Origin of the sequence: Archangium lansingense (assembly GCF_026626635.1) — a bacterium.
GTDB lineage: Bacteria > Myxococcota > Myxococcia > Myxococcales > Myxococcaceae > Archangium > Archangium lansingense.
This window is the reverse complement of record NZ_JAPNKA010000001.1, coordinates 3655748-3670285: the sequence shown is the minus strand read 5'-3', so window position 1 is coordinate 3670285 and position 14538 is coordinate 3655748. Positions and strand designations below refer to the sequence as shown.

Annotated in this window: 11 protein-coding genes; 6 read left to right on the top strand and 5 right to left on the bottom strand. The window is 67.3% G+C overall.

Annotated elements, in window-relative coordinates; all coding sequences use genetic code 11:
• Positions 1-114: 114 nt before the first annotated feature.
• Complete coding sequence (locus OV287_RS14925; protein ID WP_267534682.1) at positions 115-2277, top strand: kelch repeat-containing protein; 2163 nt, start codon at positions 115-117, stop codon at positions 2275-2277.
• An 83-nt stretch (positions 2278-2360) separates the two neighbouring features.
• Here the strand turns inward: OV287_RS14925 and OV287_RS14920 are convergent, their stop codons facing one another.
• Together OV287_RS14920 and OV287_RS14915 are read right to left on the bottom strand one after the other, a co-directional pair.
• Complete coding sequence (locus tag OV287_RS14920; RefSeq protein ID WP_267534681.1) at positions 2361-5732, bottom strand: DUF4082 domain-containing protein; 3372 nt, start codon at positions 5730-5732, stop codon at positions 2361-2363.
• 184 nt (positions 5733-5916) lie between these two features.
• Entirely contained in the window at positions 5917-7590 is a 1674-nt protein-coding gene (locus OV287_RS14915; RefSeq protein WP_267534680.1) for a serine hydrolase domain-containing protein, read from the bottom strand.
• A gap of 301 nt (positions 7591-7891) precedes the next feature.
• Between OV287_RS14915 and OV287_RS14910 the strand changes: the two genes are divergently transcribed.
• Positions 7892-8644, top strand: coding sequence for a polysaccharide lyase family 20 protein (locus OV287_RS14910; RefSeq protein ID WP_267534679.1), 753 nt, complete (start codon positions 7892-7894; stop codon positions 8642-8644).
• A 43-nt stretch (positions 8645-8687) separates the two neighbouring features.
• Here the strand turns inward: OV287_RS14910 and OV287_RS14905 are convergent, their stop codons facing one another.
• Complete coding sequence (locus OV287_RS14905) at positions 8688-9275, bottom strand: Crp/Fnr family transcriptional regulator (protein ID WP_267534678.1); 588 nt, start codon at positions 9273-9275, stop codon at positions 8688-8690.
• Between the two features lie 67 nt (positions 9276-9342).
• On the opposite strand from OV287_RS14905, the gene OV287_RS14900 reads away from it, so the two are divergent.
• Together OV287_RS14900 and ycaC are read left to right on the top strand one after the other, a co-directional pair.
• Positions 9343-10593 carry a sterol desaturase family protein gene (locus tag OV287_RS14900; protein WP_267534677.1) on the top strand — a complete coding sequence of 417 codons (1251 nt, stop codon included), beginning with the start codon at positions 9343-9345 and terminating at the stop codon, positions 10591-10593.
• 170 nt (positions 10594-10763) lie between these two features.
• Positions 10764-11411, top strand: a complete 648-nt coding sequence (gene ycaC, locus OV287_RS14895) for an isochorismate family cysteine hydrolase YcaC (RefSeq protein WP_267534676.1) — start codon at positions 10764-10766, stop codon at positions 11409-11411.
• Between the two features lie 203 nt (positions 11412-11614).
• Here ycaC and OV287_RS14890 read toward each other — a convergent pair whose 3' ends face one another.
• Both OV287_RS14890 and OV287_RS14885 read right to left on the bottom strand, forming a co-directional pair.
• Positions 11615-13033 (bottom strand): hypothetical protein, encoded by a 1419-nt coding sequence (locus tag OV287_RS14890; protein ID WP_267534675.1) that lies wholly within the window; start codon positions 13031-13033, stop codon positions 11615-11617.
• Between the two features lie 82 nt (positions 13034-13115).
• A complete protein-coding gene (locus OV287_RS14885; RefSeq protein ID WP_267534674.1) occupies positions 13116-13418 on the bottom strand; it encodes a hypothetical protein in 303 nt (100 codons plus the stop codon).
• A gap of 109 nt (positions 13419-13527) precedes the next feature.
• Here OV287_RS14885 and OV287_RS14880 point away from each other — a divergent pair, with 109 nt between their 5' ends.
• Together OV287_RS14880 and OV287_RS14875 are read left to right on the top strand one after the other, a co-directional pair.
• The gene (locus OV287_RS14880; RefSeq protein WP_267534673.1) at positions 13528-13863 is read left to right on the top strand and encodes a putative quinol monooxygenase; all 336 of its coding nucleotides are present in this window, start codon (positions 13528-13530) and stop codon (positions 13861-13863) included.
• A gap of 94 nt (positions 13864-13957) precedes the next feature.
• Positions 13958-14485, top strand: coding sequence for a GNAT family N-acetyltransferase (locus OV287_RS14875; protein ID WP_267534672.1), 528 nt, complete (start codon positions 13958-13960; stop codon positions 14483-14485).
• Positions 14486-14538: the final 53 nt, after the last annotated feature.

Sequence of the window (14538 nt, the reverse complement as noted above, 5' to 3'; positions counted from 1 at the left end):
GAGGGACAGAGAGGGGGGCCTTGAAAACCAGACGAGCCCGGTTCCGTCAAGATGCGAGCGCAGTAGAGTCGCGCTCTCGCGATCCTGAAAGGAGCCGTCATGTTGAGCCGTGGCATGTCTCGAAGAGGCAGGTGGGGCCTGGCTGTGTGGCTGGTCTTCGTCCTGTTCGCAGTGCAGGGAGCCCAGGCCCAGCCTGGCGCGACGTGGACCCCTACCGGCAGCATGTCCACGGCCCGCTATGGCCACACGGCCACGGTGCTGCCCTCGGGCCAGGTGCTGGTGGTGGGGGGTCAAGACAGCAGCGGGCTCCTCGACTCAGCGGAGTTGTATGACCCGGCGACGGGCCTCTGGTCCTCCGCTGGCACGATGTCCACCGGCCGCATCCACCACACGGCCACGCTGCTGCCCTCGGGGCAGGTCCTGGTGGCCGGAGGGCTGACCAACTCGTGGGGCTCCACCGCGGAGCTGTACGACCCGTGGACCAACTCCTGGAGCCTCACCAGCGACATGCTCACGAACCGTGTCGGCCACACGTCGACCGCGCTTCCCACGGGCCAGGTGCTGGTCGCGGGCGGGTGGAACAACAACACCGCGCTCGATTCGGCCGAGCTCTATGAGCCGTGGAGCGGTACCTGGACCGCGACCAGCAGCATGACCGCGGGCCGCATCTCCCACGAGGCCATGCTGGTGTACGGGGGGCAGGTGCTGGTGACGGGTGGCACCGACGGCCTCAACTACCTGGCCTCGGCGGAGATATACGAGCCATGGTCGGGCTCGTGGAGGCCCATCTCCGGCATGGCCTCCGAGCGCGCCTACGACGCGTCCGCGACGCTGCCCTCCGGGCGAGTGCTGTACACCGGCGGCAACAGCAGCAACTGGCTCCTCGCCTCGGCCGAGGTGTACGACTCGTACCAGGGCTCGTGGGTGCCCGTCACCAGCATGGCCACGCACCGCGAAGACCACACGGCCACAGAGATGCGCTCGGGCATCGTGCTGGTCGCTGGCGGCATTGGCTTCAATGGCTACCTCGACTCGGCGGAGGTGTTCGACTGGTGGACGGGCACCTGGAGCTCCGCCCCCAACATGAGCACGGCCCGCCGCTTCCACACGGCCACCCCCCTGCCCTCGGGCCAGGTGCTGGTGGTAGGCGGCTATGACGGCAGCACCGCCCTGGCTTCGGCCGAGCTGTACTCCCCGGGACCGAGCCCCTGGGCGCCGACCGGAAGCCTGGGCACGGGCCGCGTCAACCACTCGGCCACGCTGCTGGCCTCGGGGAAGGTGCTGGTCGCGGGCGGCGTTGGCAATGCCAACTCCACGGCGGAGCTGTACGACCCGGCGACCGGCACCTGGAGCTCGACTGGCAGCCTGGGCACGGGCCGCAGCGATCCCGGCGCCACGCTGCTGAGCTCGGGCAAGGTGCTCGTCGTGGGCGGATGGAGTCACGGCAACTTCGCCTCGGCGGAGGTGTACAACCCGGGCACGGGCACGTGGACGTATACCGGCAGCATGAGCACGGCCCGTCGCTCTCACACGGTGACGTTGCTGCCCTCGGGCAAGGTGCTGGTCACCGGCGGCTATGGCAATAGTGGGGTCCTCGCCACGGCCGAGCTGTACGAGCCTGCGACGGGTACCTGGAGCTCGGCCGGCAGCATGTCCACGGTCCGCTACCTCCACACCGCCACGTTGCTGCCCTCGGGCAAGGTGCTGATCACCGGCGGAGCGACCGGCAGCTTTGCCTACCCCGCCACGGCGGAGCTGTATGACCCTGCGACCGGCACGTGGACCACCACCGGCAGCCTGAACAGGGGCCGGCATAGTCACACGGCCACGTTGTTGAGCTCGGGCCAGGTACTGGTCACCGGAGGTTGGAGCAATGAGGTGCTCGCCACGGCGGAGCTGTACGACCCGGCGACGGGCACCTGGAGTTCGACCGGCAGCCTGGGCACGGGTCGTTTCATCCACACGGCCACGCTGCTCGGCTCGGGGCAGGTGCTGGTGGCAGGCGGCGCGTACAGCCCCAACATGAACGACACCATCGCGACCGTGGAGCTGTACGACCCGGCGACGGGCACCTGGAGCCCTGCTAGCCACATGCTCAACCACCGTGGCAGTCATTCGGCCACGTTGCTGCCCTCGGGCCAGGTGTTGGTCGCGGGCGGTGACAATGGTAGCTGGCCGCCATTGAACGTGGCCGAACTGTACACCCCACCACAGAGCTCCAGCCCGGTGAAGCAGAGGTTTGTGGTGCCGTCCGGCAGTGGGCGCATCAGCCGGTAAGTGAAAACAAGCGCGGCCCGGCGTGGGACTCCCCGCCGGGCCGCGTCTCTCAGCTCACCCCGTGGGACGGAGTGGGCAGCGACTCAGTTGTACGTGACGGTGTACGTGCCGGCCTGCGCGCCGTTGATGAACGCGTAGCCCACGCCCTTGATGGTCTGCGGGACCGTCGTCACGGCCGAGCCGTTGCGCGTCACCGAGATGAGCGTGCGGCCCGCCGCCGTGCTCGTGGGCACCATGAGCGACAGGTTGCGCGCCGGGGTGGCCACGGTGAAGGTGAGCGCCGTGCCGGTGAAGGCAACGGAGGACACCTGGGTGGCCTCGCGCGCGTCGATCCAGGTGAGGAGCTGCTTCGCGGTGATGACGGACACGCCCTCGCGCTGGGCGGAGGCGATGATGGCCGCCGAGCCCGAGGCGCCCGCCGACGGGTCCGAGTCCACGTGCATGTTGGCGTTGAAGGCGCCGTAGTAGCCCTTCGTGCCGAGCGCGTTGGCCAGCAGCGTGTCGATGTGCAGCGGATAGGATTGGCCCGACTCGTCCGTCATCTGCGTGGCGAGCTGGTAGACGTCGATGGGCGTGCCGTCCACGTCCGCGAAGCGCATGGCCAGGCCCGAGCCGGTGAAGAGGCCCGGACGGTCCTGCACCCAGTAGTCCGGCCAGTAGTAATAGTTGGTGTCCAGCCGGATGCCGTGGGCCAGCGACACCTTGGGCTGCGTGGCCCAGTCGCTGAACACGATGCAGTGCGTGCGGTTGGTGACGGGCGCGGGGATGCCCGGGTACGACGACGCGAAGCCCGCGAGCTGCGGCGTGAAGAACTGCGGGTCCAGCGAGGTGGCCGTGTAGTCCGCGCAGCCGGTGTTGACGTGGAGGGCGTACTCGAAGCCCTGCGCCGTGTAGCTCTGCGCCTGGGTGGCCGTCAGCCCGCCGATGAAGTCGTAGACGGTGCCGCGGATGCACTGCCAGTCATCCACGCTGCAGCCCGTGGGGCTGGCGGCGACGTAGTTCTGCCAGCGCTGGTTGATGGCGCCGCCCGGGTGTCCGTCGCCCGTCATCACCACCACCGCCTTCTTCGCGCTCGGGAAGTACCAGAGGCGCGGCAGCGGGACGGCGCTGGAGAGGTGGAGCATGTTGGCCAGGAGGCGCTGCTGCTCGTCCGCCTGGGGAATCTGCACCTTGTTCAGGTTCACCCAGTCCGGCTTCGGGTCGAAGGACGCGTTGCCGTAGAACATGTCGCCTGCGCGCGCGCCCGGGCCGATGCTGGAGCCGTCGCGGTTCTGCCCCTGCCACGCCGGGTTGCCCTGGCGCGTGAGGATGACGGACTTCGCCAGGTCGTAGGTGAAGGCCATGGCCGTGCCGCTGCCCACGGTGCGCAGGGTGACGGCCGCGTAGGCCATGGGCGTGGTGGCGTTCGAGTACAGCGTGGCCACCGCGCGCGTGCCGGCCGCCAGCGTGTGGAGGTCCGCGGTGCCGTGGTACTGCATCGTGTCCGCGGTGATGCCCGCGCCCGGCGCCTGCGTGGTGTCGATGAGGAGGTAGCCATCGTCCTGCGTGCCCGAGGACGCATTGAGGCCGAGCAGCGCGTTGAGGTTGGCCGCGGGCCGCATGGCGATGAGGCTGCCGCCCGCGTTCACCCAGTTGGTGACGAGCGTCACCTGTGCCGCGCTCAGCGTCTCCTCGCCGAGGATGAGCACCTTGTAGTCATTGAGCGACACCGTGTTGCCGATGTTGCCCGCGTCGGTGGTGGCGAAGGTGGTGATGCCTTCCGCCTCGAGGATTTCCTTCAGGTAGTCGGTGAAGTGGTTGGTCGGGTCCGTGGCCACCAGCACCGGGCCGGAGCCGGTGACGCCCGGGCGGGGCAAGGCGCTGTTCGGCTCGAAGACGATGTCCACCCAGTAGTTGGCGTTCTGGTAGCTGCTGTTGGGGAAGGTGGACACCGCGCCCTGCGCGAACACGCCGTTGCCGCCGCTGGTGGTGCCGGGCAGCGCATGCAGGGGCGCTGCGTCCACGCCGTTGGCGAGGCCGTTGGCGTCGAAGGCGTAGCCGCCGACGGGCGCGAGGTACGAGGCGACGTAGGTGGTACCGGCGGTGATGGACACCGGCAAGGCGAAGCTCACCTGCTGCCAGCCCGAGGCCGTCTCGTTGGTGAAGGTGGCGCTGGCCAGATTCTGGCCGGTGCTGCTCCACAGGTTGCCCACGTGCGTGCCGGTGTTGCTCGCGCCCTTGTAGAAACGAATGCCCTTCACCTTGCCGTCCACGTCCGCGCGGAACTTCACGCCCATCTCGACGGAGGCCGTGTCATTGGCGCTGGCGGTGCCCGGCGTGGCGGTGGCGGGGAAGAGGCTGTAGGTACCGGCCGGAGGCGGCGTCGACGGAGGAACGCCCGTGGCCTGAAAGACCACGTCCACCCAGTAGTTGGAGTCCTGGAAGCTGTCGGTGGGGAAGGTGCCGGCGGGGCCGTACTTGAAGACGCCGTTGCCGCCGCTGGTGGTGCCGGGCAGCGCATACAGCGGCGAGGCATTCACGCCCGAGGCAAGCCCGCCGTTGTCGAAGGCATAGGCGCCGCCCGGTGCGTGGTACGAGGCGATGTACGTGGTGTTGGCGGCAATGGTCACCGGCGAGGAGAAGGTCACCTGCTGCCAGCCGGTGGCCGTCTCGCTGGTGAAGGTGGCGGTGGCCAGCAATTGTCCCGTCGCGCTCCACAGGTGGCCCACGTGCGTGCCCGTGTTGCCGGAGCCCTTGTAGAAGCGAACGCCCAGCACGTTGCCGGCGACGTCAGTCCTGAACTTCACGCCCAACTCCACGGGCGTGGAGTCATTCGTCACCGAGGCGACGGCGGGCGTGGCGGTGGACGGCCAGAGGGTGACGGGCGCGGCCGGGCGGAAGACCACGTCCACCCAGTAGTTGGAGTCGTGGAAGCTGTCGGTGGGGAAGGTGCCGGCGGGGCCGTACTTGAAGACGCCGTTGCCACCATTGGCGGGCCCGGCCAGGGCGTGCAGCGGCAGCGCATCCGCGCCCGAGGCGAGGCCGTACTCGGTGAAGGCGTAGGCGCCGCCCGGCGCGTGGTACGAGGCGACGTAGGTGGTGCCCGCGGTGACGGGCACCGGCGTGGTGAAGGTCACCTCCTGCCAGCCGGTGGCCGTCTCGTTGGTGAAGGTGGCGGTGGCCAGCAGCTGGCCGGTGGCGCTCCACAGGTGGCCCACGTGTGTGCCGGTGTTGCTGGAGCCCTTGTAGAAGCGCACGCCAACAATGTCGCCACTCACGTCGGCCTTGAACTTCACGCCCAACTCCACGGCGGAGAAGTCATTGGTCACCGAGGCGACGGCGGGCGTGCTGTTCGCGAAGAGTGAATACGTCGTCTGCGCGCGCGCGTTGCCCGCGGGGAGGGCCAGCAGGATGAGGGCAACGGCGGTGAGTAGAGACTGGAGGATCCGTGTGGGTCGTACGTGTATGTCTGTCATTGGATGGGTTCCTCGAGCGCCGCGAGGGGCAGCGCCAGTGCGGTGGGGTAACCGCGACCGCCCATCCTTTCGCTTGTTTGCATCATTCACAATGCAACAAAGTGGTTCCGGCCCCGACGCAGGGTGTCCTCGGGTGGCCCCATGCAACTTTTTCCGGCCGGGTGCGCAAACGGCGGGGCGCGTCTCAGCCACCTACGAGCCTTTCCGCGCGCAGACGGCGCAGGCGACGATGGCTGATCGTCAACCCGTCGATTCCACCGGATGCCGCCCGCGTGAACGTCACCGTGCCGAGCGAGCCGACGAAGCGGTCCCCGCCGACAGCGTCCAGCACGACCTCGTCCCGGCGTGGCCAGCGAATCACTAGCTTGCCGTCCGCGACGCGCACCGTGTAGGTCATGGCGACCTCGTCGCTGCGGTACTTCCCGGCGAACGATGCCAATGCCGAGTCCGTGGGCGTCGGCGCGGTCATGCGGATGAAGTCCCTCGTCGTCGGCCAGGTGTCCTTGATGCTCAACTCGTGCGGGGCATTGGCCACCGGCTTCGAGAAGCGCCACACGTGCATCGACTCGCCCGGGCGGAACGCGCCATTGCCGATGGGCACGAAGGCCGTGGGCACGCCGACCTGGCGCAGCGCTCCGTCCTTGACCTCCAGCCGCACCACTGCATCCGTCAAGGGACTCCAGTAATTGCCGACCAGCGCCGACAGCTCCGCTTCCGGCACCTTCACGGCAGGCGGCATCACGTTCTTCAGGAGCTCGCCCAGATACACCTCGGCCACCTTCCGCGTGAGGTCCGAGGGCGCGATCGTGCCGTTGTTGCACAACGCGACGATGGCCAGCCGCTGGTCCGGGAAGAGGATGGCGTCCGTGCGGTAGCCGCCGTCCATGCCGTCGTGGCCCACCATGCGCAGGCCGCGATGATCCTCCAAATGCAGGCCGCCGCCGTAGAGGGTGGCGGTGCCGTTGTTCAACCTGCCGGAGGTCTGCAACAACGCAATCAGCTCCGGCCCGCCGACGCGCGCGTCGAGCAGGTTCTGCTCCCACTTCAGCAGGTCGACAATCGTGGTGAACAGCTTGGTCGAGTCGTTATGGGGGACGCTGATCCTCCAGCCGCCGCCTTCGCGGGGGTTGTAGGCCGATGCTCGCCGGGGCACGAGCTCGGTGTGGTCGTCGTAGAAATGGGTGTCGGCCATGCCGAGTGGCTTGAAGATTCGCTCGTCGGCGAACGCTCGCAGCGACTTGCCGGACACTCGCCGCACGATGACGCCCAGCAGCGTGTACGCGGCATTGCCGTACACGATCTCCGAGCCCGGAGCGAAGTTCAGACCGCGTTGCCGGGTCAACGCCCAGAGGACGTCCGCTTCGGTGTACAGGTCGTCGCCGCGCCAGCCGGCCAGGTTCAGCAATTGGCCTTGTTCGCGCAGGCCGTTGGTGTGGTGCATCAGGTGGGCGATGGTGATCGTCTTGCCGTAGTCGGGCATCTCCGGCAGGTACTTGCGGATGTCGTCGCCCAGCGACAGCTTTCCCTCCTGCGCCAGCAGCCCGATTGCAAACGCGGTGAACTGCTTGGTGATGGAGGCAGTGTAGAAGATGGACTGCGGCGTGATGGGTACGTCGTACTCCAGGTTCGACATGCCGTAGCCGCGCGCGTAGTCCAGCGCGCCGTCGCGGGAAATCCCCACGACACAGCCGGGCGTGGTCTTGCCACTCCATGGCGCGAAGATGGCGTCCACTTGTTTGTGGCGGTTGGTGGGCAGAGAGCCCTGGTGACGCTCGGCGCATTCACCCGCGGCGGCGAGGGCTGGGGCGAACATCAGACCGAGGAACAGGAACGACGACACGAGTGACTTGCGTGGCATGGCGTGCCTCTGTGGCAACGGGAGTGCAAGAGACAGTGCCAGCGCGAGCACCACGTGGGGGAGTGTTCAGCCGGTGGTGACGGGCATGCGGCGAACGGGCACCCCTGTGCGGCGAACGGGCCGCCATATTGGAGGTGGTGAGCCTCGTCGGAGGGGCCGCCGCGGCAGGTTGGCGGGCCGTGAGCCTACCGGAGAAAAAGCCCGGGGCTCCCAGCCCCTGATGGAGGGCAGGCGAGCAGGGCGGAAGCTCCCGGCGCTGGGATTTGTCCCCCCTATCCAACCCGAACGAAAGGAACGCCGTTTGAAGAAGTCCTGGTTGCTCTCCGGTCTCCTGCTGCTCCCCACGATGGCGAGCGCGAGTGTGCTGTGGAAGGGCGATTTCGAGACGGGTAACGCCTCCCAGTGGAGCAAGGAAGAGAGCGTCAGCAGCAACCGGCTCCTCGTGGAGGCCAACCGGGTCCGCGAGGGCACCTACGCCCTGCGCGTGCAGGTGAACCAGGGCGACAAGCCCATCCAGGCCAGCGGAAACCGCAATGAGCTGGTCTACGTGGACGACACGCTCATGGACGGCAGGGGCGAAGGGGCCGAGCGGTACTACAGTTGGAGCACGCTCTTCGACGAGAGCTACCCCAGCGAGAACACGTGGCAGGTCTTCAGCCAGTGGCACCACACGGGCCTCAACGGCTCACCGCCGATGGAGTTCTACGTCATGGGCGAGGAGATGAGGATGCGCGTGGGTGGAGAGCGGGCACAGGACGTGTGGAAGGCCCCGCTGCAGCGCGGCGTCTGGAACGACTTCGTGGTCCACGTGAAGTGGAGCGCCGATCCGAACGTGGGCTTCGTGGCGCTGTACCACAACGGCCAGCAGGTCGTTGCGCCCACCCCCATGGCCACGCTGTACCCGGGCCAGGGCGTCTATGTGAAGCAGGGCCTCTACCGGAACTCGACCATCGCGCCCGAGGGCGTGCTGTTCCACGACGGCTTCACCGTGGCCACGGACCTGGCGGACGTGCTGCCCGCGGCCGCCACGACTGCGAGCGCCGGGGTCTACTGATTCCAGAGGCCCCTGGGATATGGGGGCCCCTGGGACGAAGTGCTCACCCCCGCTGCTTGCGGCGGCGCGACATGATGCGACTCAGGGCCTCCTCGGTGATGCCGAGATAGGCCGCCACGTCGCGCTGGGAGACGCGACCCTTCAGGTGCGGGTGCTCCTCCCAGAACCGCATGAGGCGCTCCTCCGCGGTCAGGTCGAGGAACTCCTGCTCGCGGCGCTCCTTGAGGATGAAATGGAGCTCCGCCACCCGCCGCGCCAGCCGCTCCCAGCACACGTGGCCCCGCTCGAGCACCTCGAGGTCGCGCGTCCGGAACACCAGCACGCGGCTCGGCTCGAGCGCTTCGATCGCCGTCATCGAGGGCCGCCGTTGCAGCATCTCCGCATAGGCGCCAATCAGCTCGCCCTCCGCGCGGAACGCCTTGATGGACTCGGCGCCGCTCGCTGACACGCGCACGGCCCGGAAGACCCCCTGGAGGACCAGCGCGAAACGGTCCGACGGCGCTCCGGGCTGGAGGAAGAGCTCGCGTTTGGCCAGTACCTGCTCCGACGCCAGCGCCTCGGCCTTCTCCCACTCGTCCGCGGGGAGGGAGACCTGCGCCGCGAGGCGCTCGAAGAGCTTCGGGAATCTCATGGGGGAATCCCCTCGGGTTGACCCAGGTCAAGGCGGCGACCGGCCCGGATGCCATACACCAGCACGAATGACCTTGAACATCTACGCCGTGGCCACGCCCTTCGTCATCGTCCTGGCGCTCGCGGAGTTCGCGTACTGCGTGGCGAGGCGCAACGGCTACTATAGCTTCCAGGACTCCATCGCGAGCATGGGGACGGCGGTGCTCAACCAGTGCGTCAACGTGGCGGTGGCGCTGCTGGTGCTTCCCCTCTTCACGCGGCTCGGTCAGTTCGCTCCGTGGCAGCTCGACGTCTCGTCGCCGCTGTCGCTGGTGGCCCTCTTCCTCGGGGTGGATTTCCTCTTCTACTGGTTCCACCGCTTCGGCCACCGCACCAACATCGGCTGGGCGGCGCACTCGCCCCACCACTCCACGGAGGAGCTCAACTACGCGGTGGCGCTGCGCGCGAGCGTGACGCAGCGGCTCTTCTCGTTCCTCTTCTACTGGCCGCTGGTGCTGGTGGGCTTCCCACCCGAGGCGGTGCTGGCGATGGTGGCCTTCCACCTGGTGCTGCAGTTCATCCCGCACACCCGCGTCATCCCCAAGATGCCCCGGTGGGTGGAGTCCTGGCTGAATACGCCCTCGCACCACCGCGTGCACCACGCGCGCAATGACGCCTACATCGACAAGAACTACGCGGGATTCCTCATCATCTGGGACCGGATGTTCGGCACCTACGCCGAGGAGCTCGAACCCTGTTCCTACGGCCTCACCACCCCGGCGAACACGTGGGACCCGACGGCCATCAACTTCCAGGCCTGGGCCCGGCTCATCGGCGACGCGCTCGCGACGAAGAGCACGTGGGACCGCTTGCGAATCTGGGTGATGCCCACGGGCTGGCGGCCGGCGGACCTTCCCCCGCGCTCGCCAGGCTACTGGAAGCAGGACGGCGTGGAGGTGAAGTTCTCCTCGACGGAGCTGCCCGGCATCCGGCGCTACCTCGTCTTCCAGTTGTTCGCGTCCATGCCATTCATGCTCCTGGTGAGCCACCATGCCTCACCGCTGTCGGGCTGGAGCAAGCTGGTGCTGAGCCTGCTGCTCTGGGGCATGGCGACCGCCTGGAGCGGGATGCTGGAGTCGAAACGCTGGAGCCTGCCGCTGGAGCTGGCGCGGGTGCTCGTCATGGGCGTGGCGGTGACGGTATGGCTGATGCGGGCCGGCGCGCCCCAGGCGTGGAGCGCCCTCTCCGCGGCCTGGCTCGCCCTCTCGCTCACCTGGCTGGTGGTGGGGGTCATGGGGCCGCTCCGGCCCCCCGTGGCGGCGAGGCCTGACGGGGGCTGAGCCACCTCACGTCTCCGGGGACGACTCGAACCGCTCGAGCGCCCACACATTGTCCAATGGGTGGAACAGAACTTACCGTTTTCGGTGGCTACCTGTCGGACCGGCGCCTCCGCATACTCCTTCCATCACGACGCGCCGCCACAGCGGCGAATCCACAAGGAGAGAGAACCATGAGCAAGCCCTACAGCCGTCTCGACCGTGACAACGCAGTGGTGTTGATGGTGGACCACCAGGCGGGTCTGCTGTCGCTGGTCCGCGATTTCAACCCGGACCAGTTCAAGAACAACGTGCTCGCCCTGGCCGACCTGGCGGCCTACTTCAAGCTCCCGACCATCCTGACGACCAGCTTCGAGCAGGGCCCCAACGGTCCGCTGATTCCGGAGCTGAAGGAGAAGTTCCCGAATGCGCCGTTCATCCCCCGCCCCGGACAGATCAACGCGTGGGACAACGAGGACTTCGTCAAGGCGGTGAAGGCCACCGGACGCAAGCAGCTCATCCTCGCGGGCGTCGTGACCGAGGTCTGCGTGGCCTTCCCGGCGCTGTCGGCCCTCGCCGAGGACTTCGAGGTGTTCGTCGTGACGGATGCCTCGGGTACGTTCAACGATGTCGTGCGCCAGGCCGCCTGGGACCGGATGTCCGCGGCGGGCGCGCAGCTCATGACGTGGTTCGCTGTCGCCTGCGAGCTGCACCGCGACTGGCGCCGTGACATCGAGGGGCTGGGAACGCTGTTCTCGAACCACATCCCCGACTACCGCAACCTGATGACCAGCTACAGCACGTTCAAGGCGGCCAATCCCCTGCCCAAGTCCGTGCCCTGAACGAGGCAACCTCGAGGTCTGGCGAGCTCGTGCATCGGCTGCGGGATGCACGAGCCGCCCTCGACAAGGCGAGGTAGCTCCAGGAGGCAGACGACGATAGCGAAGAGCACCACGTCCCTGCCCTACCCGCTCTGCTCCCGCCCTCTACCCCCTACATGGCTCCTGTCCTTCCTATACGTCAAGAAGCCGGAGCGTGGCCCGCCCTACTTCGGCTTGGAGATCGGGGCCGTGGCGGGTAGCGAGGGCGTCAGCCGGGTCGTGTAGATGACCCCGTGGTACCCTTTGCCGTTCAGGTGAGGGAAGAGGTGGAGGAAGGGGGTCACGAGAGTGATCGACGGGAGCCATTGGGTGTGAGCGATCCGATAGACGCGGCAGTCGAGCTGGCCTTGCGCGTTGAAATTACACGCCCACCGGAAGCCCGGCAGGTGGCTCAGGTCGAGCGCCTTGAGCGTCGGATCCGCCTGTGCCAGGTGCCAACCCATGGGGGAGTAGTCCTTGTCCCAGGGAGCACCCTTGAGGGTGGTGACGTGGGCGTTGCCCGCCAGCACGAGGATGAACTCGTCCGGGTGTTCCGCGCGTCGCTTCAACCAATATTGGGCCAGCACGTTGTCGCGTTGACTGCCGTGGGAATCGTCCGTGTCATAGGCCACCAGGTTGATGAGCAGTCCCTGGGCGCGCAGTGCCCGCACCTGATCCACCAACATCAACATGGCCCGGCTGCTGCGTCCGTCCTGGTAGGGTCTGCGCCAGAAGTCTCCATCCAGCAACATGTCCTGGTCCGCGGGGGCGCCACGGCTGGCCAGATAGGTGTTGAGCCGTGACTGCTCGTTCTTGGGCATGGAGATGCCGAGCGTGACGGCCAACCCGGCCGCGGCAGCCTGACAGGCGAGGTCTCCCACCAGGGCCGGGACCTCACGGGTACCGAGCTGTTCGCCGACCAGCACGGTCTGGCCGGGCCGCAAGAGCTCCTTCGCGTCCCGGAGCCAGTTCTCGCACAGCGAGACGCGAGCGGGCTCCTTCCATCCCTGGAGATAGAAGTTCTCGTCCCGGCGCGGCGTCAGGGGCGACTCGGGGGCGCGATCTCCAACGATCTCGATGGAGGGCCTGCTCTCCAGCCGCCGCGTCAGTTCCTGTTCGATGGCTTCATCCCGGGTGCCACGCAGCAGGGTGCGCGGTTCCTCCAAGCCGTATGTGAAGGGATCCATCTCGATCTTATCGGGGTGTATCTTCACCTCGGAGTAGGAGGCGACCTCGGCGGTGCCGCCTGGAATCGAGACATCGGTCAACCGGAAGACGCGCACCACGGACTGCTTGGGCGCGACCTGGATTCCGACCAGCAGGTAGCGCTCTCGGGTCCTGAGCACGCTGTCCGGGGCATGCTGCACCCAGGAGCTGATGAGCCGGTGGGGGTCCCCTTCGAAGGGCTCCAGGACGAGGCGCCGCTCCTGCAGCAGCGTCTGGGCCTCGAGGAGCGTCTCCTCGAGGGGGAGGAGGTAGACATGCTCGGTTCGCGGAGCCGAGGCGGGGTTGGCGCCTGGGCCTTGTGACGCGCCCGGGGTGTGGGAACAACCCGCCCACACCAGCAGGGCAAGGCCTGTCATGCACAGCCGACCAAAGGACATGGGACTTCCTCACACATGGGAGATGTGAGGGGACGGCCGGAAGAATATCCCGAACCGATGGCGTCCTCCCTTTACTTCCGTTCTATCGGTTCCTCTCACTTCTTGAGGTTGAGCGGTTGAGCACGCGGACCAGCTCGCGCGGCTTGTCCTGGAAGGTCTCGGAGAAGCTGGAGAAGCCGCGGATGTCGCTGAAGAAGGCGGTGAGCTCCCGCTCCTCACCATCCAGCCGGGGGAGCCGCCCCAGCGCCAACGAGGCCTCCATCACCAGGAAGACGATGGGAACGACCACCAGCAGCAACCACGCCAGCTCCAGCGCCGGCAAGCGCACCGTCATCAGGAGCACCGCCGACAGCACCGCGAGCCCGAGCCCGAGCAGCAGACTCACATTTCCTGTTCGCCATCGCGGCGCGCAGCAGGTTATTGAACGACTTCCAGCCTGCCGAGTGGTACGACGAAAACCGACCCTCAAAGCGCGGCCTGCGTAGGAGAATCGTATGAGTCTTCTGGTGATATGTGAGTTCAGAGCACGGACCGACGGGGAGGCAGAGTTCCTGCGGGTGGCGCGGGCATTGGCATCCACCGCTGCGACCGAGCCGGGAACGTTGCGCTACCAGTGGTTCGTCACGCAGAGGCCCGGTCATTATTCGATAATTGAGGAGTACGTCGACGCTGACGCGGCCGAAACGCATAACAACCATGTGGATTCACTGCTCCGCGAACTCTTTGCGGTGGCTGATCTGGTGTCGGTGTCATTCTACGGGGAGCTCAACCAGTACTTGCGCGAGTGGATTTCCGGCCGCGAGGGAATTGCGGTCAATGTGCCGTTGTGACGTCGCCCGAGCGGCCGTCATCACGAAGCATTTGGTTTCACGGCCTCCACGTTGCCCTATCCATCACGAAGCACCACTGGAATAGTGCAGGCCCATGACGAAGCCGCTCCGAATCGAGTGTGGTCCCTGTGCCCTCCGTGCCTTCCAGCGCGGTGACGAGGCCTCCCTGGTACGGCATGCCAACAACCGCGCGGTGTGGCTGAACCTCCGGGACCGCTTTCCCCACCCCTACACCCTCGCCGACGCGGAGGCCTGGGTGCAGTACGCCTCTGGAGCGCACCCACTGACGAACCTGGCCATTGAAGTCTCGGGCGAGGCGGTGGGTTCCATCGGTATGATTCCGGGCTCGGACATCGAGCGGTACTCGGCGGAGGTCGGCTACTGGCTCGGCGAGTCGCACTGGGGCCGAGGCATCACCAGCGCCGCGCTCGCTGGCTTCGTGTCATGGGCCTTCGAGGACACCTCGCTGCTGCGCCTGTTCGCGTTGCCCTTCGTGGACAACGTGGGCTCGCGCCGCATCCTGGAGAAGACGGGTTTCGTCCTGGAAGGAATCCTGCGCCACAGCGCCGTGAAGGATGGAGTGGTGCACGATCAAGCCATGTACGCGCGGCTGCGGCCCTGAGCCGTCACACCACCGCGATTCAATGGTCTGGCGGTCTGCGGTTGATCGATCAG

Excerpts from the sequence above, each read along its gene's own strand:
- OV287_RS14905 (WP_267534678.1), bottom strand. The coding sequence starts at position 9,275 with ATGAGATTCCCGAAGCTCTTCGAGCGCCTCGCGGCGCAGGTCTCCCTC.
- OV287_RS14925 (WP_267534682.1), top strand. The coding sequence starts at position 115 with ATGTCTCGAAGAGGCAGGTGGGGCCTGGCTGTGTGGCTGGTCTTCGTC.
- OV287_RS14900 (WP_267534677.1), top strand. The coding sequence starts at position 9,343 with ATGACCTTGAACATCTACGCCGTGGCCACGCCCTTCGTCATCGTCCTG.
- OV287_RS14880 (WP_267534673.1), top strand. The coding sequence starts at position 13,528 with ATGAGTCTTCTGGTGATATGTGAGTTCAGAGCACGGACCGACGGGGAG.
- ycaC (WP_267534676.1), top strand. The coding sequence starts at position 10,764 with ATGAGCAAGCCCTACAGCCGTCTCGACCGTGACAACGCAGTGGTGTTG.
- OV287_RS14890 (WP_267534675.1), bottom strand. The coding sequence starts at position 13,033 with ATGTCCTTTGGTCGGCTGTGCATGACAGGCCTTGCCCTGCTGGTGTGG.
- OV287_RS14920 (WP_267534681.1), bottom strand. The coding sequence starts at position 5,732 with ATGACAGACATACACGTACGACCCACACGGATCCTCCAGTCTCTACTC.
- OV287_RS14875 (WP_267534672.1), top strand. The coding sequence starts at position 13,958 with ATGACGAAGCCGCTCCGAATCGAGTGTGGTCCCTGTGCCCTCCGTGCC.
- OV287_RS14915 (WP_267534680.1), bottom strand. The coding sequence starts at position 7,590 with ATGCCACGCAAGTCACTCGTGTCGTCGTTCCTGTTCCTCGGTCTGATG.